The following is a 22781-nucleotide window of genomic DNA, read 5'->3' as shown; positions in this document are numbered from 1 at the left end:
TAATGAATGTTATTACAAGTAGAAAAAGCAAAGGAAATTCTTAGAAAAACACAAAAAAAAGCATCTGATATTGAAGAAATTGATATCGATGATGCTTATAATAGAGTTTTGGCGGAGGATGTGCTGGCGAAGTTCAACAATCCTCCTTATCCAAAAAGTGCAATGGATGGATACGCTGTAAGCAGCAAAGATTCTGACAAATTATCGAAGAAGAAAATTATCGGGACGAATTTTGCTGGAGATTGCAACGATTTTGAATACGAAGAAAATACTTGCGTGAGAATTATGACCGGAGCATTTGTACCGAAATGCTACGATGCGATTGTAAAACAAGAAGACTGCGAAGTAGAAGATGGTTTTATTGAAATCAAAAAATCTTACGAACCATTTGATTTTTACATCAAAGAAGGCGAAGATGTGTCCAAAGGGGAGTTGTTAATTCCTAAAGACACTAGGATATCTTCTGTTGATTTATCGATTTTGGCATCAAATGGATATTCAAAAGTTAAGGTTTACAGAAAATTAAAAGTATCGCTATTATCGACAGGCTCAGAATTGTTGTATCCTGGTGATGATTACAAACCGGGAAAAATCTACAGTTCAACAACTTATACATTGAAATCTATTTTGAAAAATTCAGGCGTGGAAGTTGTCGAACAAAAAAACTGCATGGATGATGAAGAATCAATTATAAGAGAAATGAAAAATCTTACACAAAAATCAGATGTTGTGATAACAACTGGTGGAGTTAGTGTTGGTGAGAAGGATTTGATGGAATCTTGTATGGAACAAATCGGAGAAGTTTTGTTTCATAGAATTGCCATGAAGCCTGGAACACCTGTGATGGCATCAAAAGTATCTGATGCTATAGTGTTGTCGTGTTCTGGAAGTCCGTTTGCGGCTTTTTGTAATTTCGAAGTTTTATTTTGGGATTTGTACAATAAATATTATGGATTAAATGTAAAACAATTTGAAAAAGGAAAAGTTGTAAAAGGTTGCATGAAACCATCGAAGCTTCAACGATACGTAAGATGTTTTGTTAAAGATTCTGAGATTACGATTTTTGATAAGCACAAGAATTCTATGCTACAAGATTTGACAAATTGTAACGCCCTTTTACTTCAAAAACAAAACGAAAGCTTGGAAGTAGGTTCAAGCGTGGATTATATATATTTGGGTGAAATATGAGAGTTTCTGTAGGAATATTGGCTGGTGGAAAAAGTGTGAGAATGGGTCAAGATAAGTTTGATTTGAACTTTTACGGTCACACTTTTATAGAAGAATTGATTGACAGGTTCAAAGACTTTGAAGTAATTGTTTCATCTAATACAGCTGACTATTCTCCAATTAAAACCGTGAAGGATACTTATGTTGAAGTGGGACCTTTGAGTGGAATCTTGGAGATTTTGAAAAATTCTACAAATGAATATGTATTTGTAACTTCTTGCGATATGATAAATGTAAAATCTGATTTGGTGGATTTTGCTGCATCTATCGCAAGTTTTTCAGATGAAGCTGTAATTTTTGAAACAGATGAAAGGTGCTATCCTACTTGTGGGATTTTTTCTAAGAAAATAATTCCTATTATCGAAGAAATGCTTGAAAGTAAAGATTATCGTGTGATGAATTTGGTTAAGAAAATCGATGCAAAATTTATCAATTTGAAATATACGATTTTTGAGGATGAATTTGTAAATATTAATTATCCTGAAGAACTGAAGCAAAATGCGACGCCTTTGATTTGTATTTGCGGCAAGAAAAATAGCGGCAAAACTACTTTTATTAAAAATCTTGTTGGAGAATTAAAAAATAGAAACAAAACCTGTTCTGTAGTAAAGCATGACGGTCACGATTTTGAGCTTGATTTCAAAGATACGGACACTTTTTATTATAAAGAGTACGGCGCTTGTCAGACCTTGATTTTTAACGATAAATACTTTAAATTAGATGGTAGGAGTAGAAATATTTATGATTTGATAAAATTATTGGACGATGTCGATTTGATTATTATCGAAGGGATGAAGGATTCCGATTTCATAAAATACGAATGTACTCTTACAGATGATTTAGTGTGTAGCGATGAGAACAAATACGGAATTATCAGCGACAGAATTTTTGAGGGTTACGATAATTTTGATATCAATGATGTTTCGGAATTTGCAGACTACATTATTCGAAAATTTAAAATTTAGAAGGTATTTATGGAAAATATTTTGTGCAATATGATAAAAATCAATCGTGGAAATGAGGTTTTGGTTTTAGATAAAGTAAAAAAATACGGCTGGGAAGGGTTGACTTTTCCAGGTGGTCATGTCGAAAAGGTAGAATCTATTACTGAATCTGTCATCAGAGAAGCGAAGGAAGAAACTAATCTGGATATTGAAAACATAAAATACGTTGGAATGATTAGCTGGTACGACATTGACAACAACGACAGAATTATCGGGTTTTTGTACGAAACTGACGATTTTTCTGGAGAATTGGTAAAGGAAAATGTCGAAGGTACGTTGGAATTTATCGATTACGAAGAATTAAAAAATATGGATGGACATAGCGATTCTATGGATGAAATTTTCGCTATTTACGACGGGAAATATTCTGAAATCGTGCTTTATTACGAAGATAATAAATGCGTAAAAAAGGAGTGTTATAAATAGTGAGAAAAGCTAAAGGAATGATGTTCGCCATAATATCGGCGTTGATATTCGGATTTACACCGATTATGGTCAGGGAAACTCTGAGCAATGGAAGTAACGTAATTATGACTTCTTTTTTGAGGGGATTTTTCGTAATTCCATTTTTGATAATTTCATTAAAAAGCAGAAATGTCAGCCTCAAAGTTACAAAACAAGAACTGAAAAAACTGATTTTGATGTGTAGCATCGGTGGTTGTATCACGATGACAATGCTTTATGCATCCTACCAATACATTTCCGTAGGACTTGCAACTTCAATCCATTTTATTTTTCCTACGATTGTAACAGTGTATTCAGTTATGTTTTTAAACGAAAAGATGACGAAATACAAATTCGTCTCACTTATTGCATCGATAATCGGAGTGATTTTACTAGCGAACAACGTCGGTGGAAGTAGTAATTTTCCGTTGGGAATGTTCTTGGCTGTGGCATCTGGTTGTACTTATTCTTTTTATTTGATTTATATGGATGTGTCGGGGCTAAAAAATATGGACAGCGTCAAAGTTACATTTTACAATTGCGCGATTAACTCAACGATGCTTTTGATATTTGGACTTATTACTGGAGATTTTACGTTGTCTTTATCAAGATACGCGTGGATAATTGCATTCGTGATTTCGATTTTAGTTTCTGTATTTGGCACGTTGTTCATTCAACTTTCCATAGTGAATGCAGGTGTCAGCACGTATACTATTTTTTCGACATTGGAACCAATTACATCTGTAATTTTAGGAATTATTTTATTTAACGAAACTACAGATCCAAGAAGATTGCTTGGCTGTTTTATGATATTTTTGTCGGTGATGATATTGGCAGTTTCAACTAGATTTCAAGAAAGAAGAGCAAAGGGAAGTGTAAATAATGAATGATGTTGAAAGATTAAAACAAATTGTAGAACAAAGTGACAAGATCGTGTTTTTCGGTGGAGCAGGGGTGTCTACTGCATCTGGAATTCCGGATTTTAGATCTGCAACGGGACTTTACAACAAGAAAAACGACAGCGATTTTTCGCCGGAATATATGTTGAGCCACGAATTTTTCGTGACACGTCCCGATTTATTTCAGAATTATGTTTTGGAAAATTTGATTATTGATGGAGTAAAACCAAACAAAGCTCATTTGTCTTTGACGAAATTAGAAAAAGCAAACAAACTTCTTGGCGTTATTACTCAAAATATCGACAGTTTGGACAAAATGGCTGGAACGAAAAATATCGCAGAAATTCACGGAAATTTAAGAGATTATTATTGTGTAAATTGTGGTGCAAAATACGATTTGGATTATTACAAACAAAACAGACCTTGCAAATGTGAAAAATGTGGAGGTGTTGTGCGTCCAGATGTTACATTGTACGGAGAAGTTCCACCACAAAGTGAATTTGCAAAAGCAATCAATTGGATAAATAAAGCAGACACGATGATTGTAGCTGGAAGTTCACTTGTCGTGTATCCTGCAAGTGGTCTTATCAATTATTTTAGAGGAGATAATTTGATACTGATTAATCTGGATCGTACAAGCTACGACAATATGGCAAATATCGTCATTCACGACGATATCGCAAAAACTTTAGAATATGTGACGAGGGATATTGATGAAAGATAAAATCAAAAATTATTTGCAAAAAGTGTACGGAGTGGATTTTTTGTCGAAGACTATGATAGTAGTCGCTCTGATACTTTCTTTGATTAATTTAAAATTTAAAAACAGAGTTATAGAAGTCATTACGATGATTTTGATTGTGTATTTTGGGATTTTCAGAGTTTTTTCTGTAAATAAATATCAAAGAATGGTTGAAAATCAAAAATTCGCGAAGGCTGTAAAACCTATGACAGATTTTTTTGAAAAATATAAAATCAGAGCTTTAAATTCCAAGGACAAGAAGTACATTAAATGTCCAAACTGCAAGAAAGAAATGAAAATTCCAAGAAATAAAGGGAAAATCAAAGTAACTTGCCCTCATTGTGGACATAAATTTGTGAAGAAAAGTTAATTATTTTGAAAAAATAAATATGCTAATAATGTTACAAATCTACTACGGAAAAAGTAGTAGATTTTTTATTGCTATAAATGAGGATTATAGTCTTATCAATTGCGACTTTATTTTTAAACAATAATTTCACGAACATTTCATAAAACTATCGTAATATAATATCAGATCACACGAGACCGTGTTATCTAAAATGAACTTAGATATTTTATGGAGGAAATTATGAGAAAAAATGTTTTAAAAGGAACAACTTTGCTACTAGCTTTGTGTTTTAGCGTTGGAGCAGTTGGATGCCAAAAATCTAGTGGAAATACGGGAAAAGAAACTAAAGTGGTAAGTCCAAAAGAAGCGGGAATGAAGGACGATAAAAAACAAGAAAATGAAAAATTCAAACCTTCTGATTATTCATTAAAACCAAAAGATGAATTTGTATATGAGTTTTTGGGATTGAAGTTCAAGCTTTCAGAACAAGTTAAAAAAGATATGACGGACAAGAAGATAGCGATGCTGGATGAACAAAGCCCTATCGACAAAGAATTGAAATATGCAATGCTTACTTTCGGTAAAATGACTGAAGAGCAAAAAAATGCAGTAGTGGATAAGATGGGTGATGGATACGAAAAGTGGCAAAAAGAACTTGAAAGAGTTGGAACTATTGGAATGTTTGACAAGAACATGTCCGAAGCTGAGATTGCTAAAATCACAAAATGTGACAATCATAAGAAAATCGGAGAATCAAAAGATGGTAAGTTCACTTACTACATAAGCATAAAAGGAAAAATGGATGAGGGCTTTGCAAAAGAATTTGCTAATACTCAGATTGATATTATAGATAAAAAACCACGTCCAGAAAATGGATTTGTTTTATCTGAAAAAACAGATTTGGAAAATACAGAAGCATTTGACAAAAAATCTGTAAAAGGATTGGGTAATTTATCTACAAAAGATATCAATGGCAAGGAATTTTCAAACAAAGATTTTGAAAAATACGATCTTACAATGGTAAATGTGTTTGCAACTTGGTGCAGTGCTTGTGTGAATGAAATTCCTGATTTATCAGAAGTTCAAAAGGAAATGAAGTCCAAAGGCGTAAACATAGTTGGCGTTGTTACAGATACTGTTGATGATAATGGCGTAAACAATGACGCATTACAAAAATCAAAATTAATCCAAGAAAAAACAAAAGCTTCATATCCATTCTTGATGCCTGACAAGACAAACTTTAACGGAAGATTAAACGGTATTCAAGCAATGCCAGAAACTTTCTTCGTAGATAAAAAGGGAAATATCGTTGGAGAAACTTATTCTGGTGCAAAATCAAAAGAAGAATGGAAACAAGTTATAGAAAAAGAATTAGCTAATTTGAAAAACAAATAAAATTGGTGATTCAAATGTACAAAAAATTTATTCATAGCCGAATTTTTCCTATCATGATTTTATTTTTATCTGTTGGCATGATTTATTATGGATATAATAACGGAGAAGTTAAAGTCGTGTTGGATAAGGCTATAAGAATTTGCATGGAGTGTATTGGAATTGGATAAGATAAAAAATTTACTAAAATTTGGAAACAAGAAAAATAAATACAAAATAATGGACCGTTTCAGACATGCTTTCCAATCACTGTGGTTTCTGATTACAAATTCTTATATAGAAGGCTTTAAGACTGGGAAAATTTACGGCGGAAATTTGAAGAAAATCTGTGTTCCGGGCATGAATTGTTATTCGTGCCCTGGAGCAAAAGGAAGTTGTCCGATAGGTTCATTACAGGCTGTAATTGGAAATTCGAACTTCAAGTTTAGCTATTACATAGTCGGATTTTTGTTTTTTATTGGTGCTTTGATGGGAAGATTTGTGTGTGGGTGGTTGTGTCCATTCGGCTTAATTCAGGATTTATTGTACAAAATTCCTTTCTTTAAGAAAATACAAACATTCAAATACGACAAACATTTGAGAAAATTAAAATATTTTATTTTACTAATTTTCGTAATAATTTTGCCGATGTTTGTGGTGGATATTTTGGGACAAGGATCGCCTTATTTTTGCAAATTGATTTGTCCGATAGGAATGCTTGAAGGTGGAATTCCTCTGGTGTTATTGAACAAAAGCATGAGAGGAGCGATTGGATTTTTGTATTATTGGAAGGGAACTATTCTTATACTCACAATTTTACTTTCAATAATGATGTACAGACCTTTCTGTAAATATATTTGTCCTTTGGGTGCGATTTATTCATTTTTCAATCCGATTTCAATTTTCAAATACAGATTGGACAAGAATAAATGTATAAGTTGTGGAAGGTGCAAGAAAGTGTGCCAAATGAACATAGATCCTACGAAAAATTGCAATCACAAAGAATGCATCAGATGCGCAAGATGTAAAAACGCCTGTCCAGTTGATGCTATAAGCTGTGGAATAAGAGATAAAAAATAATACTCAAAATCATTTATAGGAAATTTCAATAAATAAATCTTGGAAATTGTAGAGTCTGTATGATACAATGTTATCGAAAAGATTTTTAGGAGGAATTTATTGTGAAAAAACTTTTATTAACATTAGCTTTAGTATCAGCTTTAACTGTTACTGGATGTTCAAATAATTCAGATAAACCAGCTGACAATAATACTAAAACAGAACAAAATGCTGAAAAACCAGCAGAAAAAACTGAAGAAAAGACAGAAGAAAAAGCAGCCATCAAAGAAATGAAGGGCGCTGATCTTGAAGCAATCGAACAAGATAAGAAGAAAAAAGAAACTGTATTGGTTGTTGACGTTAGAAGCAAAGAAGAATACGACCAAGGTCACGTAAAATGGGCTATCAATATGCCAATCGACACTTTTGAACAAGAAGTTTCTAAGTTAGATGCTTACAAAGATAAAGCTGTAATCACAGTTTGCAACACAGGTAAAAAGAGCCAAAAAGCTGCTGAAATTTTAGTAAATAACGGATTCAAAGACGTTACAAACGCAGAAGGCGTTAAGAAATTTGAATACAAATTAGTTAAATTCGCTAACATTTTACCAGAAGATTTAGTAAAAGCTTCTGAAGACACTAACAACGTAATCGTTGATGTTAGAGATAAAAAAGATTATGATGCAGGTCACATCAAAAATGCTATCAATATTCCATTAGACGAAGCTGATGCAAGATTATCAGAAATTCCTACAGATAAACCAGTTTACACTTATTGCTATTCTGGAAACAAATCTGGTCAATTAGCACAAAAACTAATCGACAGAGGAAACAAAGACGTATTCAACTCTTTAGATGGAACTAAAGAACACGATTACGAATTAGTAAAATAGTTTAAAAAATTTAAGCGGCTCAGAGTATGGGCCGCTTTTTTTACAGGAGATAACATGAACGCAGTAATTTTAATGACAAAAATTCCAAATAAAAATTCTAAAACGAGATTGTCGACAATTTTATCAGAAGATCAAAGAATAAAACTCAGCGGTAATTTGATAGACAATAACTTAAAAATTCTCAAAAATTACAAAGTTTTCTTATCTCTAACGCCAGACGAATTATTTGACGATTACACGAAAAATTCTCCCTATGATTGCACCAAACAAACAGGTGATGATATTGGTCAAAGAATGAACAATTCTATAAAAGAAGTTTTGTCACTTGGTTATTCCAAGGTGGTTTTAATAGGCTCAGATATAATTGATTTTGATGGTGAGATTTTCGAAGAAGCTTTTGACAAATTAGAAAATAACGATGTAGTATTCAGTCCAACTGAAGACGGCGGTTATAGTCTTATTGGAATGAAAAAAGCGCACGACGTGTTGTTTGAAAACAAAAAATATTCTAATCCAAATGTAGAAAACGATTTGGAAAATAGTTTGATAGAAAATGATTTGTCGTATCATAAATTGAGAGAAACTCACGATATCGACACTGACATTGATTTTGTAAAATACATATCCAAATCAGAAAACGTCAAATTACTCGGAAAAGGCGAGTACAATTCGAATTATCTGATCGATGATGATTATTTGATAAGAATTGCGCGTGGATCGCAAATGCATTTGGACAATCAAATCGAATACGAATATAATGCGCTGAAATTTTTAGAAAAATCTAACGTAACTGCGAAGGCTTACGATTTGAAACGTGATAAATTGTCGGGAATTTCTTATCTTACGGAAGAATATTTGATTGGAAGAGATTTGGATTATCATACTGATTTGAAAATTGCAGCGTATTTGCTCTCGCAAATTCATTCATTAGATGTTACAGGACAAGATTTTATAAAAGCAAACAGTCCTTTTAAGATGATGTTCGACGAATTTACGGAGATGTTTTCTCATTATAAAAAATGGGACAAGAAAAACAACACGACCGAAGAAAAAATTTCTGATATGCTAAAATACATCAAAAATTTGGGGCTTGATTCTACACTTGAAAATCCTTGCCTTATAAATACTGAACTCAACAACAAAAACTTCATAATAGGAGAAAAATCTTACGTTATAGATTGGGAAAAGCCTATTATAGGAGAACGTGAACAAGATTTGGCACATTTTTTGGCACCGACGACGACTTTTTGGAAGACTGATGTGATTTTTGACAACGACACAATGGATCATTTCTTAGATGAATACGACAAATTATCAAAAACAAAAGTCGACAGGAAAAAATTCGTGAAGTATTTGCTGTTCACATGCCTCAGGGGAATAACTTGGTGTTCGATGGCATACACGCAATACGTAGATGATAACAGAGATAGTGGATTTGCTTTCGAAAAGATAAAAGCGTATTTATCGGATGGATTTTTGGATAATATATGGGAGTTTATAAAAGCGAATGATTTCAGTAATAGTGCCGGTGTATAATGAGTCTGACAAAATCGACAGATTCATCGATCGTTTGGATGTTTTTGATGATGAGTTCGAAGTGATTTTCAGCGTGAGTGGCGATGACGACACGTTTGAAAAAATCAGAGCCAGAGGATATAATCCAATTAGAAGCATCAAAGGTCGCGGCAATCAAATTATAAATGGAATTGCAAATTCAAAAGGGGAAATAATTCTGATTCTTCACGCGGATACTTTTTTCAAGGAAAATCCAAAAGAAGAAATCAAATCAGTTTTACAAAATTATAAAATGGGTTGTTTCAGTATTTCGTTTGTTCCAAAACAGTTTATAATGCAAATTGTCGCATTTAATTCTAGCAATCGTGTCAGACAAAGAAACATCGCTTTTGGTGATCAGGGGATGTTTTTCACGAGAGAGTTTTACAACGAGATGGGTGGATTTAAAAATATAGATTTAATGGAAGATTACGATTTTTCGATTAGGGTTAAAGAAAAAGGATACAAAATCTTCCTTTCAAAAATGAGGATATATTCTTCATCGCGTAGATTTCAAAAAAATGGTCCTTTTAGGACTATGTGGATGATGCAAAAATGCCAATATATGTATCGCAAGGGGGAAAGCGTAGATGATATCAAACAAAAGTACAAATGATTACTTACAAGAAGTAAAAGACAAGTGTATTGATTGTGGTAAATGCACAAAATGTTGTCCGTTTTTGACTAAATACAAGATTAACTTAAAAGATTTTGCAGACAGACAAGACTTGGCGTTTTCTTGTTTCTTGTGTCAGAAATGTGAGGCAGTGTGTCCAGTTGATTTGGATGGAAAAAAGATTTCACTTATTCATAGAAAAGCAAATCCAAAGTTCGAATCAGTTAAAAAACAAAAAGAAAATTATTTCTTCAAAAACAAATCCGACAGAAAAACAAAAGATTTGTTGTATTTGGGCTGTAATTTCCCAGCGTTTTATCCAGATACTACAAAATATTTAATGGAATTGTTCAACAAAGAAGGATTTGATTATTCAATAGATTGTTGCAATCTTCCAAGTGATTATACGGGATTTGAAAATAATTACATGGAAAGATTTGAAAAAGAACTCAAGGACAAGGAAGTCGAAAGAATTGTGTGCGTGTGTCCAAACTGTTTCCACAAATTCTACAAAAATTTGTCGGTAGAAGTCATCACGATTTTCAAATGGCTTGAAGAAAGAAATATGATTCAAGATATCGACGAGGAAGTAAATGTGTTCTTTCCATGTTCTGACAGATACAATCATATAATATTTGAAGAAATCAAAAATCATATCAAAGGATTTAACAATAAATACATAAGCACAAACTGCTGTGGAGCTGGTGGAATTGCAGGAAAAAGCGAAAAAGAAATCGCAACTCAAATGCAAAACTCCATCAAAAATGAAAAAATGTATACTTATTGTGCGACTTGTTCATCCAAGTTTGTGGCAAATAATGAAGTACACCATTTTGTAAGTAAAATGGTTGGTATAGATGAAAAATGCGATCCAAGCTTTTTTAAAAATGCATTAAAAGGAAAATTTAGGGGGAGAAAATGAGATTCGAAGACAGAATACCTGAAAAATTTAATATAACAGGTGACATTACAACTCTACAATTAAACATTACTGAAAAATGTAATTTGCGTTGTAAACACTGTTACATTATGAAAAACAGCGAAAACTTAGAAATGAGCATGGAAACTATGGAAGATTGCTTGAAGTTTTTGGATAACCACAAGATGAAAACTGTGGATATTACAGGGGGAGAACCAACAACACATCCAGAAATCGTGTGGTTTATGAAGGAATGTTTGAAAAGAGCGGACGAACTTATTATTAGAACGAACGCCACAGATATCGAAAAAAACAAGGAATTAATGGATTTATTTGACAAAGAAAAAATCAAAATCGTAGTATCTCTTCCTTGCTACACACAAGATAACGTAGACAGCCAAAGAGGTGATGGAGTTTACGACAAAGTCATCGCCAATTTGAAAAGACTTAACGAAATGGGATACGGAACTGAAAAAGAATTGGACTTGGTTTACAATCCACTTGGAGGATTTTTGCCACCAGAACAATCAAATCTTCAATCTGATTACGAACGCGAATTGAAAAAGAAAGATGTAGTATTCAACAATTTGTTTACAATTACAAATATGCCTATCGGATATTTCAGAGATTTCCTAATCGAAAAAGGCGAATATGAAGATTACATGAAATTATTGGAAGATAATTACAACGAAGAAACTTGCGAAAATATAATGTGCAGATTCCAAATTTCTGTGGATAGTTTGGGAAATCTTCACGATTGCGACTTCCACTTAGCAGAAAAAGTACCAATGAAAGACTACCAAAACATCAAAGATTTAATCGATGTGAAGGATTTATCCAGAGAAATCGTGTGGAAAGATTACTGCTACGGATGTACTGCAGGAAGTGGCTCAAGTTGTGGAGGTGCATTGGATGAGTAAATTAACTAACGAAGAAATCTGGCAACAATTTACAGAAGGAATTGATTGTGCACAAGTTGTATTGAGATATTTTGCAGATGATTTGGGCGTAGACAAGGAACTTGTTACAAAAATCGCATCACCATTTACAGGTGGAATGTACAAGGGAATGACTTGTGGAGCAGTAACTGGTGCCTACATGGTTTTGGGAATCAAATACGGCCACTCAAAGCCAAATGAAGGTGAAAAGAAAGTCGAACTAGTGAAAAAAATGTTCGAATTCGATACCAAATTCAAAGAAAAACAATCTACGATAATTTGTGAAGAAATATTGGGAGATAATATAGCAGAAAATCTCGAAAAAATCGAACAAGAAAACACAATGCAAAGAAAATGTCCACAAGCTGTGAACGATGCAATAGATATATTAGAGGAAATGTTTGAAGAAAAATAAAAAGAGAGCTGTCTACTTTGGTAGGCAGCTTTTTAAGTGTGGATTTAAAAATCCTAATGCTAAGAATATCATACGGAAAAAATTGGCTTGATTTCAAATCGAAAAAATCCGGCTAAAATCGCACTGTTTGAGCGAAGGCGAGTTTGCGATTTTAGGATTTTGAGATTTAGAAATCTACAATTTTTGTAGTCTAGATATTCGTGCATTAGATTTTTAAAAATCGTTATGTTTTGCCAATAAATATTTCTATTTAAATAATGATATAATACAAGTAGCAAACGAAAGAGAGAAAAATATGATTATTATTAGAAATATAAAATTGAAAAATGACGATGAGAACGAATTGAAGAAAAAAATCTCCAAGATGATTGGAATGAAAAACTTCGATTACGAAATTTACAGAAAATCCATCGATGCTAGAAAGGGAATTTTGTTCAATTATCAAGTTATCGTTGATGTAGATTTGTCCGATAAAAAGATAAAATCAATCAAAAATTGTGAGAAATATTTTGAGGAAGATTTTAGATTAGAAGATGTCGATAATTCAAAAAGCGTCACAGTTGTGGGAAGTGGTCCTGCGGGATTGTTTTGCGCGTATTTGTTAGCGAAAAACGGAGCAAAGGTGAAAGTCATTGAACGAGGAAGCGAAGTATCCAAAAGAGTTGACGATATCAATAAATTCTTGGATACTGGTAAGCTTAACACAAATAGTAACGTGCAATTTGGAGAAGGCGGAGCTGGAACTTTTTCTGACGGCAAATTAACTGCGCGTTCCAAAGACAAAAGAGTCAGAGAAGTTTTGAAGACATTTGTGGACTACGGCGCTCCAAATGAAATTATGTATGATTCGAAGCCACACATCGGAACTGATGAATTGCAAAAAGTAATCGTGAACATGAGAAATGACCTTATCAAAATGGGTTGCGAATTTGAATTCGATACATTAATCGACGATGTCGAAATCGAAAATGAAAAATGTGTGGCAATTAAATCACATAATAGAAAATTTGAATCAGACTGTTACGTTTTGGCTCTTGGAAATAGTTCAAGAGATACTGCGATGATGTTAGCCGATAAAATCAAAATGACGAACAAACCTTTTGCTGTCGGCTTTAGGATTGAACACCCACAAAAAATGATAGATTTTGCACAATATAAATGCGACAGAGAACTTCCAAGTGCGACTTATCAACTTTCTTATTCTGAGGAAAACAAAAGGGGAGTGTATACTTTTTGTATGTGTCCGGGTGGATATGTAATCAATGCTTCCAGTGAAGAAAATGAGTTGTGTGTCAATGGTATGAGTTTTCACAAAAGAGACGGCAAAAACGCAAATAGTGCGATTGTGTGCGGTATAGATGAGAATACTTACGGCCATAATTTATTGGACGGGATTAGATTTCAACAAGAAATCGAACGTAAAGCTTTTGAATTGGGAGGATCCGATTATAATGCACCAGTTCAATTGGTCAAAGATTTTATGAACGATAAAAAATCTGAAAAAATCGGAGAAGTTGAACCGACTGTAAAACCGGGATATGTTTTGAGCAATTTGAACGATATTTATCCAGAACACGTTACAAATTACATCAAAACTGCGATTAAAATGATGGACAAGAAGCTCCACGGTTTTTCAATGGATGATGCGATACTTACAGGAGTTGAAACGAGAACATCATGCGCAGTGAGAATGGACCGTGATGATTTGTTAAGAAGCGAAAATGTTGATAATTTGTACGTGATTGGTGAAGGTAGTGGATATTCTGGGGGAATCGTGTCAAGCGCTATCGACGGACTAAAAGCTGCTGAGGTTATCCTTACATCAAAGTTATCTAAATAATTTAAAAAACTAAATTATTGGGTATATTTAATAAAAGCTAAATTTTTAATTAATTTGAAGAGGGGAATAAAATGATACTTTGTATAACTGCGAATCCTGCTATTGATGTGATTTACGAAATGGATGAGCTGGATACTAATGGAGTAAATATTGTTGATGATGCGTATAAAACGCCTGGAGGCAAAGGGATAAATGTGTCCAAAGTTTTAGATTTGTTGAGGGCAGATTTCATGGTTACAGGCTTTATTGGAGGAAGTAACGGAGATTATGTAATCGACAAGTTGGATGATGTGAATATTAAGCACGATTTTATTTTCACAAATGTCGACACTAGAAACTGCATCAGGGTAATTCACGGCGACAAACAATTTGAAATTTTTGAAAAAACAAACAAAATTGATTCGAGATTTGAAAGAACTTTTATGTCACTTATAAAAGAAATCGGAAAAAATTATAATATATCTGTAATCAGTGGAAGTTTGATGAATGGTTTGTCCGATAATTTCGTCGAAGAAACTATGGATATTTTGCAAGATAACAGCAAGATTATTTTGGATACAAATGGACAAGTGACTAAAAAAGTTTTGGAGAACAATTACAAACCATTTGCTATCAAGCCTAACTTCTACGAATTCAAGGAAATCATTGGTTTATCAGAAGATATTTCATCAGAAGATTTCATTAACAAAGATGCTGACTATTTGAAAAAAATTTTTGCAAACGAATTGTTGAATGATGTTGAAATAGTTTTGGTTACCAATGGGAAATACGGGGCGATTTTAAAATACAAGGATAATTTGTACAGAATTACTGTTCCTCAATACAAAATTCAAAGAACTGTCGGAAGTGGAGATGCTACTGTCGCAGGGATTGCAAAATTCTTGGACGATGGAGAAGGTGTAATGGAAACTGTGTTGAAGGCGTTATCTCTTGGGGTTTTAAATGCGAGAGTGTCAGAAGTTGAAAAGCTGGACGCAGACAAAATAAACGAAGTAGCAGAACAAATAAATGTAGAATTATTATAGAAAATGAACGCGTCAAAAGTTTTTTTGATGCGTTTTTTCTTGCTCAAAAATTTGTATTTCTGATATAATATCTGTAAAGAAATTAGAAAGAATAAATTTGCTTGACTTGTGATCATTTGTATGGTAAATTTATTCTCAACATTAAAAATTTTTAACGAAGTTTTTATTTATTTTATGAGGAGGGTATTATGCAATTTATCGGCGAAGGATTAACATTTGATGACGTACTTTTAGTACCAGGTCCATCAGAAGTGTTACCTAATGAAACTATCTTGAAAACAAGACTAACTAAAAAAATTGAATTGAACATTCCTATGATGTCAGCAGGAATGGACACTGTAACTGAGTCAAAAATGGCTATCGCTATGGCGAGACAAGGCGGGATCGGAATTATTCACAAGAACATGACTATTGAAGAACAAGCAAGAGAAGTAGATAGAGTTAAACGTTCAGAAAATGGAATAATTACTGATCCTTTTTACTTATCTGCAGATGACAAAATCGTTGATGCTTTGAAATTGATGAGTTACTACAGAATTAGCGGTGTACCTATAGTAAATGATGAAATGACTTTGGTCGGAATCCTAACTAATAGAGATGTTAGATTCGTAAAGGATGAACAACTTCCTATCGGAGATGTTATGACTAAAGAAGGATTAATCACAGGTCACGAAAACATATCAATGGATGAAGCCTTGGAAAAAATGATGAATGCCAAGATTGAAAAACTTCCAATTGTAGATGAAAACTTCAAATTAAAAGGTCTTATCACTACAAAAGATGTTGAAAAAACAATTCAATATCCAAATTCAGCCAGAGACTCACAAGGAAGACTATTAGTAGGTGCAGCAGTTGGTATAACTAATGATATGATCGAAAGATGCCAAGCTTTGGTAGATGCAAAAGTTGACGTAGTAACTATTGATACAGCTCACGGTCATTCAAGAGGAGTTTTGAATGCAGTAAGAAAATTAAAAGAAGCTTTCCCAGATCTTCAAATTATCGCAGGTAACGTTGCAACAGCAGATGCTACAAGAGATTTGATAGAAGCTGGAGCAGATTGCGTTAAAGTTGGTATTGGACCTGGATCTATTTGTACGACAAGAGTTGTAACAGGTATCGGTGTTCCTCAAATGACAGCTATAATCGAATGTGCAAAAGAAGCTGACAAACACGGTATTCCAATCATCGCCGATGGTGGTATTAAATATTCAGGAGATATTACAAAAGCATTAGCAGCAGGTGCATCTGTTATCATGGCAGGTAGCTTGTTCGCTGGTACTGAAGAAAGCCCTGGAGAATTAGTTGTATTAGAAGGTAGACAATACAAAGAATACAGAGGTATGGGTTCACTTGGAGCTATGAAAGCTGGAAGTGGCGACAGATATTTCCAAAACAACACTAAAAAATACGTTCCAGAAGGTGTAGAAGGTAGAGTTGCTTACAAAGGATCTGTAGCAGAAGTTGTGTACCAATTAGTTGGTGGACTTCGTTCAGGTATGGGTTATGTAGGAAGCAAAGACTTAGTTGAATTAAAAGAAAAATCAAAATTCGTGAAGATTTCTCCAGCAACACTTGTAGAAAATCATCCACATGATATTACTATTACTAGAGAATCTCCAAACTATACAAAAAAATAGGAGCAAACAATGGATATTAGATTAATAATGGGAAGCAGTTCAGATATTGAAGTTGCAAAAAAAGTTACTAAAATGTTGAAAAAATTCGATCTATCTTACGAAGTATCAGTTATTTCAGCACACAGAGCATTGGATGTTTTAAAAGAAACAGTTGAAAAAGACGACTGCAAAGTTTACATCACAATCGCTGGTAAAGCAGCACACTTGGGTGGAGTAACAGCAGGAATGACAACAAAACCAGTTATAGGAATTCCTGTAAAAGGATCTGCACTTGCTGGAATGGATGCTTTGTATTCAATCGTTCAAATGCCAAAAGGAGTTCCAGTTGCAACTGTAGCAATCGACGGTGGAGAAAACGCAGCTATCTTAGCGGCTCAAATGATTGCATTGTCTGATGAAAAACTAGCTCAAAAATTAAAAGACTACAAAGAAGAAATGAAACAAGCTGTCATTGATTCTGCCAAGGAGTTAGAAGAAATATAATGGGATTAACTTACAAAGATTCTGGTGTAGATAAAGAAAAAGGCTACGAAGAAGTTCAAATCATAAAAGAAATCGTAAAGAAAACTCATGGCAAAGAAGTTCTAACAGGAATTGGTGGATTTGCTGGTTTATTTAAACCAGAAATCTCCGATATGAAAGAACCTGTATTGGTTAGTGGAACTGACGGCGTTGGAACAAAAATCAAATTAGCAATGGAACTAGACAAACACGATACAGTTGGTATTGATTTGGTTGCAATGTGCGTTAATGATGTTTTGTGCCAAGGAGCAAAGCCATTGTTTTTCTTGGATTACATCGCTACAGGAAGCTTGAAACCAGAAAAAATGGCGGATTTGGTTCGTGGTGTAGCGGAAGGTTGCACTCAATCAGAATGTGCATTAATTGGCGGAGAAACTGCTGAAATGCCAGGATTGTACAAAGAAAATGATTATGATTTGGCAGGATTTGCAGTTGGAATTGTCGATCGAGACAAAATAATCGACGGAAGTGGAATCAAAGAAGGAGACGTTGCAATATCTCTATCTTCAAGCGGAGTTCACAGCAATGGATTTTCACTTGTAAGAGCAGCATTGGATATGGCAAATGTGAAATTATCCGACAAATTTGAGGATACTACAGTTGGAGAAAGACTTTTGGTTCCTACGAGAATTTACGAAAAAGAAATCTCAGCTTTATTAAAAGAAGTTCAAATCAAAGGAATTGCTCACATCACAGGTGGTGGATTGTACGAAAACGTGCCTAGAATGTTGCCTGAAAATATAGGAATAGAATTTGACTTAAAAGAATCAGAGATTGATCCTGTGTTCAAAGCTATTCAAGAATGGGGAAATGTCGAAACAAAAGAAATGTTCTCCACATTTAATATGGGAATTGGAATGGTAGTTGTAGTAGATGCAAAAGATGTGGATAAATCTCTTGAAATATTACAAAAAATTGATCCAAAAGCAAAAAAATGCGGAGTTTGCATGCAAACAGAAACAAAAGTTGCGATTAATCTGGACTAATTTTTGAATAAATTAATTTTTTAAGTAAGTATATACTTTAGAATTTCGATACAGAAAATTTAAGAAACTAAGTAAAAATACTTTTGTAAAAGGATTGACCAATATATAAATTTATAAAATCAACAACCATTTATTTTTCAAAATTAAATGGTTGTTTTTGAATTGAAAAATGTATTCAAATATTGTGATATCAAGACTTGATAATACTTTTATGGTATAATATGTGAGTATTGGAGGGATTTAGATGTTAACAGTTAACAATTTAAGTGTCATATTCCCCGATAAAAAATTATTTGAGGATGTTAACCTAATTTTTAATCCAGGTAACTGTTACGGAGTTATTGGTGCGAATGGTGCTGGGAAATCTACATTCCTCAAAATTTTATCCGGAGAAAAAGAGCCTACAAAAGGCAATGTCACGATAGATAAGAACACAAGATTATCAAAACTTAACCAAGATCACTACGCTTTTGAAGAAAACAGCGTAATGGATACAGTTTTGATGGGAAACAAAAAGCTTTACGATATCCAAAAAGAAAAAGATGCTATATACATGAAACCAGATTTCAGCGATGAAGATGGAATGAGAGCAGCGGAATTAGAAGCAGAATTTCAAGAACTTGGAGGATATGAAGCAGAAGCGGAAAGTTCATCTTTGCTGCAAGGTTTGGGAATAACGACACAACAACATTTTATGTTGATGAAAGATTTGAAAGAATCTGACAAGGTAAAGGTGTTATTGGCACAAGCTTTGTTCGGAAATCCAGGAATATTGTTACTAGACGAACCTACAAATGGTTTGGATTTGAAAGCAATATTGTGGCTACAAGATTTTCTGATGGATTTTCCAGGAATTGTAATCATAGTATCTCACGATAGATATTTCTTAAACGAAGTGTGCACTCATATGGTCGATGTCGACTACGGAAAGATTAATATGTTCGTTGGTAACTACGATTTCTGGTATGAATCAAGCCAACTTGCACTTCGAATGCAAAAAGAGCAAAACAAGAAAAAAGAAGACAAAATCAAAGAACTTCAAGATTTCATTCAAAGATTTTCTGCCAATAAATCGAAGTCCAAACAAGCTACAAGTAGGAAGAAACTTTTAGACAAAATCACATTAGATGACATTAAACCATCTAGTAGACGTTATCCATTCGTTGGATTCGAGCTTTCAAGAGAAGTTGGTAATGAAATTTTGAATGTAGAAAACTTGACTGTAGAACAAAATGGCAACAAGCTTATCGATAATTTGAGCTTCAGAGTAAACAAAGGAGATAAGATTGGATTCATCGGAAACGAAATCGCCATCACGAAATTCTTCGAAATAATCAACGGAAACGATGATGATTATACAGGAGAATACAAATGGGGACAAACTATAACTCACACGTATTTTCCAAAAGATAATACTAGGTTCTTCGAAGATTGCGATTTGAATTTGATTGATTGGTTGAGACAATTCAGCGAAGAAAAATCTGAAATTCACATCAGAGGATTTTTGGGAAAGATGCTTTTTTCAGGTGATGAAGCTTTGAAGAAAGCCAACGTTCTTAGCGGGGGCGAAAAAGTCAGAATGATGTTTTCCAAAATGATGGTAACACCAGCCAACGTATTGGTGTTCGACCAACCTACAAACCATTTGGATTTGGAAAGTATCGAAGCTGTAAATAACGGTTTGATTACATTCAAATCAAACATTTTGTTCACATCACTCGATCACCAATTTGTATCTTCTGTTGCAAATAGAATTATTGAAATATTTGATGACGGAACTTATCGTGACGTATCAATGAATTACGAAGACTATATAGAAAAATATTTAACTAATAATTAGGAGTAGAAATGAAACATCAATTAGTTATTGTAGTAGATTTTGGAGGACAATATAATCAACTAATCGCTCGCCGCGTTAGAGATTTGAACGTGTACTGCGAAGTTGTTCCTTACAAAAAAGCATTGGATGTTATCAAAGAAAAACAACCAATCGGGATAATCTTTACAGGTGGACCAAACAGCGTTTACGAAGAAAATTCTCCACAAATTGAAAAAGAAATTTTTGAATTAAATATTCCTATTTTGGGAATGTGCTACGGAATGCAACTTATCTCCAAAGATTTTGGTGGAGTTGTTGAAAAGGCAAAAAATCGTGAATTTGGTAAAACAAACGCCAAAATCTCAAACCAAAGCCCTATTTTAAAAGGAATGAGTGAGGAAAGCATCGTGTGGATGAGCCACACTGATTTCGTATCAGAAAAACCAGAAGGATTTGAAATTATCCAAACGACTGATTCTTGCCCAGTTGCAGCAATCGCAAACGAAGACAAGAAGATTTTTGCAGTGCAATATCACCCAGAAGTTAATCATACAGTTGAAGGTAAAATACTTATCAAAAACTTCCTTTATGAAATCTGTAAAGCAGACGGAGATTGGACTATGGAAAACTTCTTGGAAGAACAAATCCAAAAAATCAGAAAAACTGTTGGCGACAAAAAAGTTTTGTTGGCACTATCAGGTGGGGTGGACAGTTCTGTTTGCGCATCACTTTTGTCCAGAGCAATCGGCAAAAACTTGACATGTGTATTCGTTGACCATGGTTTGATGAGAAAAAATGAAGGCGACGAAGTTGAAGCCGCATTCAAAAACGACGAATTAAACTTCGTAAGAGTAGATGCAAAATACAGATTTTTAGATAAATTAAAAGGCGTATCAGATCCAGAACAAAAGAGAAAAATCATCGGAGAAGAATTCATCAGAGTATTCGAAGATGAAGCGAAAAAAATCGGATCTGTTGATTTCTTAGCACAAGGAACAATCTATCCAGATGTGATAGAATCTGGACAAGGCGATGCATCAGTTATCAAATCTCACCACAACGTTGGTGGACTTCCTGATGTAGTTGATTTCAAAGATTTAATCGAACCACTTCGCGATTTGTTCAAAGACGAAGTAAGAAGATTGGGATTAGAACTAGAAATGCCAGAATATTTGGTATATCGTCAACCATTCCCAGGACCAGGACTTGGAATCAGAGTTATGGGAGAAATCACTGAAGAAAAATTAGAAGTGTTGCGTGAAGCAGACTTTATCTTCAGAGACGAAGTCGCAAAAGCGGGAATCAACAAAGACATCAACCAATACTTCGCAGTAATCACTAACAACAGAACAGTCGGAGTAATGGGAGATTTCAGAACTTACGATTACACATTGGCACTAAGAGCCGTAACAACAACAGACTTCATGACAGCTGATTGGGCAAGAATTCCATACGAAGTATTAGACAAAACTTCAGTAAGAATAATCAACGAAGTAGACCACATCAATAGAATAGTCTACGACATTACAAGTAAACCACCAGCAACAATTGAATGGGAATAAAATATTATTCAAAGGATAAGCTTAACGCTTGTCCTTTTTTACGTGGAAAAATGTTGTTCTAGGAATAAAATAAACTCATTAAAATAATCGCGGTGAATATATATGATATAATATTTTAAAACTTATAATTGTTTATCATTTATATCACGAATACGCAAGTTATATTAACTTAGTGATTAAAGCTGAAAATCATTGGATTTTTACTATGTTAATTTTAGTTTCTTGTGGCAACGGCAAGAATTAATGTATTATTGTGGCATAGAAAGAAGGGATAAAAATGTTGAATGAAAATATCAAATCACTTAGAAAATCAAATGGATTGTCACAAGAACAATTAGCTAATGAAATGCATGTTGTCAGACAGACGGTATCGAAATGGGAGAGAGGCTTGTCCGTTCCCGATTCTGATTCTTTGATAAAATTATCTGAAATTTTACATACATCTGTCAGCGTTCTATTAGGTGAAAATGTAGAAGAAACACAACAAACAGAATTAGATAAAATATCTTAAAAACTAGAAGAAATTAATATGCAATTTTTCGAAAACAAACAAAAGAAAATTACGATTTACAGAAATATATTTATCGTAATCGATGCTTTAATTGTGGTAGTGTTCTTAGCTTTGTTTTTTATGAAAAGCAGCTATTTGCAATGGGACACGACGGACTCAAACACAATGATGATGAAATTCATATTGCAAAGTTTCGAATGGGGATTTGTCAGAGTTGCGCCATTACTTTTTGTGATTTGCTCAATTTGCGCATATATTTTTAATAAGAAATTAAAAACAATGTTAGTGTGATATAATTACCATAATTCCTGCAAAGCAGGTGTGTTCCTAATTTATATAAAGTTATAGAGAATTGGTTAATTTCCAAATACAGGAATGATGTTAAAATAATAACTAATAAACATAAATGGATTTACTATACACTATAGTAAGAGTGGAGTGCATCT

General features: G+C 33.7%; 24 protein-coding genes. All 24 read left to right on the top strand.

All coding sequences use genetic code 11. The features are described 5' to 3' along the window. Positions 1–6: 6 nt before the first annotated feature. The 24 genes from B9N53_RS05875 to B9N53_RS09345 all read left to right on the top strand — a co-directional run bounded on the left by B9N53_RS05875 (position 7) and on the right by B9N53_RS09345 (position 22626). Positions 7–1188 carry a molybdopterin molybdotransferase MoeA gene (locus B9N53_RS05875; protein WP_094204105.1) on the top strand — a complete coding sequence of 394 codons (1182 nt, stop codon included), beginning with the start codon at positions 7–9 and terminating at the stop codon, positions 1186–1188. Then, complete coding sequence (gene mobB, locus B9N53_RS05870) at positions 1185–2192, top strand: molybdopterin-guanine dinucleotide biosynthesis protein B (protein WP_094204104.1); 1008 nt, start codon at positions 1185–1187, stop codon at positions 2190–2192. Before B9N53_RS05875 ends, mobB begins: the two co-directional genes overlap by 4 nt. A 9-nt stretch (positions 2193–2201) precedes the next feature. Continuing rightward, positions 2202–2657 carry an 8-oxo-dGTP diphosphatase gene (locus tag B9N53_RS05865; RefSeq protein WP_094204103.1) on the top strand — a complete coding sequence of 152 codons (456 nt, stop codon included), beginning with the start codon at positions 2202–2204 and terminating at the stop codon, positions 2655–2657. Then, positions 2657–3565: a DMT family transporter gene (locus B9N53_RS05860; RefSeq protein ID WP_094204102.1), complete on the top strand. Its 909-nt coding sequence runs from the start codon at positions 2657–2659 to the stop codon at positions 3563–3565. Before B9N53_RS05865 ends, B9N53_RS05860 begins: the two co-directional genes overlap by 1 nt. After that, positions 3558–4298, top strand: a complete 741-nt coding sequence (locus B9N53_RS05855; RefSeq protein WP_094204101.1) for an NAD-dependent protein deacylase — start codon at positions 3558–3560, stop codon at positions 4296–4298. Before B9N53_RS05860 ends, B9N53_RS05855 begins: the two co-directional genes overlap by 8 nt. Next, positions 4288–4686 carry a hypothetical protein gene (locus B9N53_RS05850; protein WP_094204100.1) on the top strand — a complete coding sequence of 133 codons (399 nt, stop codon included), beginning with the start codon at positions 4288–4290 and terminating at the stop codon, positions 4684–4686. Before B9N53_RS05855 ends, B9N53_RS05850 begins: the two co-directional genes overlap by 11 nt. 219 nt (positions 4687–4905) lie before the next feature. Then, a complete protein-coding gene (locus tag B9N53_RS05845; RefSeq protein WP_094204099.1) occupies positions 4906–6060 on the top strand; it encodes a TlpA family protein disulfide reductase in 1155 nt (384 codons plus the stop codon). Between the two features lie 14 nt (positions 6061–6074). Further along, a complete protein-coding gene (locus B9N53_RS09260) occupies positions 6075–6227 on the top strand; it encodes a CD1871A family CXXC motif-containing protein (protein ID WP_094204098.1) in 153 nt (50 codons plus the stop codon). Continuing rightward, positions 6220–7116 (top strand): 4Fe-4S binding protein, encoded by an 897-nt coding sequence (locus B9N53_RS05835; protein ID WP_094204248.1) that lies wholly within the window; start codon positions 6220–6222, stop codon positions 7114–7116. Before B9N53_RS09260 ends, B9N53_RS05835 begins: the two co-directional genes overlap by 8 nt. A 101-nt stretch (positions 7117–7217) precedes the next feature. Continuing rightward, positions 7218–7988, top strand: a complete 771-nt coding sequence (locus B9N53_RS05830) for a rhodanese-like domain-containing protein (protein ID WP_094204097.1) — start codon at positions 7218–7220, stop codon at positions 7986–7988. A 54-nt stretch (positions 7989–8042) separates the two neighbouring features. Further along, positions 8043–9524 carry a TIGR04282 family arsenosugar biosynthesis glycosyltransferase gene (locus B9N53_RS05825; RefSeq protein ID WP_094204096.1) on the top strand — a complete coding sequence of 494 codons (1482 nt, stop codon included), beginning with the start codon at positions 8043–8045 and terminating at the stop codon, positions 9522–9524. After that, positions 9496–10158, top strand: a complete 663-nt coding sequence (locus B9N53_RS05820; RefSeq protein ID WP_094204095.1) for a TIGR04283 family arsenosugar biosynthesis glycosyltransferase — start codon at positions 9496–9498, stop codon at positions 10156–10158. The genes B9N53_RS05825 and B9N53_RS05820 overlap by 29 nt, the downstream gene beginning before the upstream one ends. Further along, positions 10133–11080, top strand: a complete 948-nt coding sequence (locus B9N53_RS05815) for a (Fe-S)-binding protein (RefSeq protein WP_094204094.1) — start codon at positions 10133–10135, stop codon at positions 11078–11080. The genes B9N53_RS05820 and B9N53_RS05815 overlap by 26 nt, the downstream gene beginning before the upstream one ends. Further along, positions 11077–11997 carry an arsenosugar biosynthesis radical SAM (seleno)protein ArsS gene (gene arsS, locus B9N53_RS05810; protein WP_094204093.1) on the top strand — a complete coding sequence of 307 codons (921 nt, stop codon included), beginning with the start codon at positions 11077–11079 and terminating at the stop codon, positions 11995–11997. Before B9N53_RS05815 ends, arsS begins: the two co-directional genes overlap by 4 nt. Next, positions 11990–12430 carry a C-GCAxxG-C-C family protein gene (locus tag B9N53_RS05805; RefSeq protein ID WP_094204092.1) on the top strand — a complete coding sequence of 147 codons (441 nt, stop codon included), beginning with the start codon at positions 11990–11992 and terminating at the stop codon, positions 12428–12430. Before arsS ends, B9N53_RS05805 begins: the two co-directional genes overlap by 8 nt. A 295-nt stretch (positions 12431–12725) precedes the next feature. Beyond that, on the top strand, positions 12726–14270 hold the full coding sequence (locus tag B9N53_RS05800) for an NAD(P)/FAD-dependent oxidoreductase (protein WP_094204091.1): 1545 nt from the start codon (positions 12726–12728) through the stop codon (positions 14268–14270). A 71-nt stretch (positions 14271–14341) separates the two neighbouring features. Then, positions 14342–15295 (top strand): 1-phosphofructokinase family hexose kinase, encoded by a 954-nt coding sequence (locus tag B9N53_RS05795; RefSeq protein WP_094204090.1) that lies wholly within the window; start codon positions 14342–14344, stop codon positions 15293–15295. Between the two features lie 188 nt (positions 15296–15483). After that, positions 15484–16935: an IMP dehydrogenase gene (gene guaB / locus B9N53_RS05790; RefSeq protein ID WP_094204089.1), complete on the top strand. Its 1452-nt coding sequence runs from the start codon at positions 15484–15486 to the stop codon at positions 16933–16935. A 9-nt stretch (positions 16936–16944) separates the two neighbouring features. Beyond that, on the top strand, positions 16945–17418 hold the full coding sequence (purE, locus tag B9N53_RS05785; protein ID WP_094204088.1) for a 5-(carboxyamino)imidazole ribonucleotide mutase: 474 nt from the start codon (positions 16945–16947) through the stop codon (positions 17416–17418). Next, complete coding sequence (gene purM / locus B9N53_RS05780) at positions 17418–18443, top strand: phosphoribosylformylglycinamidine cyclo-ligase (RefSeq protein WP_094204087.1); 1026 nt, start codon at positions 17418–17420, stop codon at positions 18441–18443. Before purE ends, purM begins: the two co-directional genes overlap by 1 nt. Before the next feature lie 244 nt (positions 18444–18687). Further along, complete coding sequence (locus B9N53_RS05775; protein WP_094204086.1) at positions 18688–20283, top strand: ABC-F family ATP-binding cassette domain-containing protein; 1596 nt, start codon at positions 18688–18690, stop codon at positions 20281–20283. 8 nt (positions 20284–20291) lie between these two features. Beyond that, positions 20292–21824: a glutamine-hydrolyzing GMP synthase gene (guaA, locus tag B9N53_RS05770; RefSeq protein ID WP_094204085.1), complete on the top strand. Its 1533-nt coding sequence runs from the start codon at positions 20292–20294 to the stop codon at positions 21822–21824. Positions 21825–22101: 277 nt separating this feature from the next. After that, positions 22102–22335, top strand: a complete 234-nt coding sequence (locus B9N53_RS09350; protein WP_242432419.1) for a helix-turn-helix domain-containing protein — start codon at positions 22102–22104, stop codon at positions 22333–22335. 18 nt (positions 22336–22353) lie between these two features. Then, a complete protein-coding gene (locus B9N53_RS09345) occupies positions 22354–22626 on the top strand; it encodes a hypothetical protein (RefSeq protein WP_242432418.1) in 273 nt (90 codons plus the stop codon). Positions 22627–22781 lie beyond the last annotated feature (155 nt).

This window comes from Finegoldia magna, assembly GCF_002243175.1.
Classification (GTDB): domain Bacteria; phylum Bacillota; class Clostridia; order Tissierellales; family Peptoniphilaceae; genus Finegoldia; species Finegoldia magna_J.
This window is presented reverse-complemented; position numbering and strand designations above follow the sequence as displayed.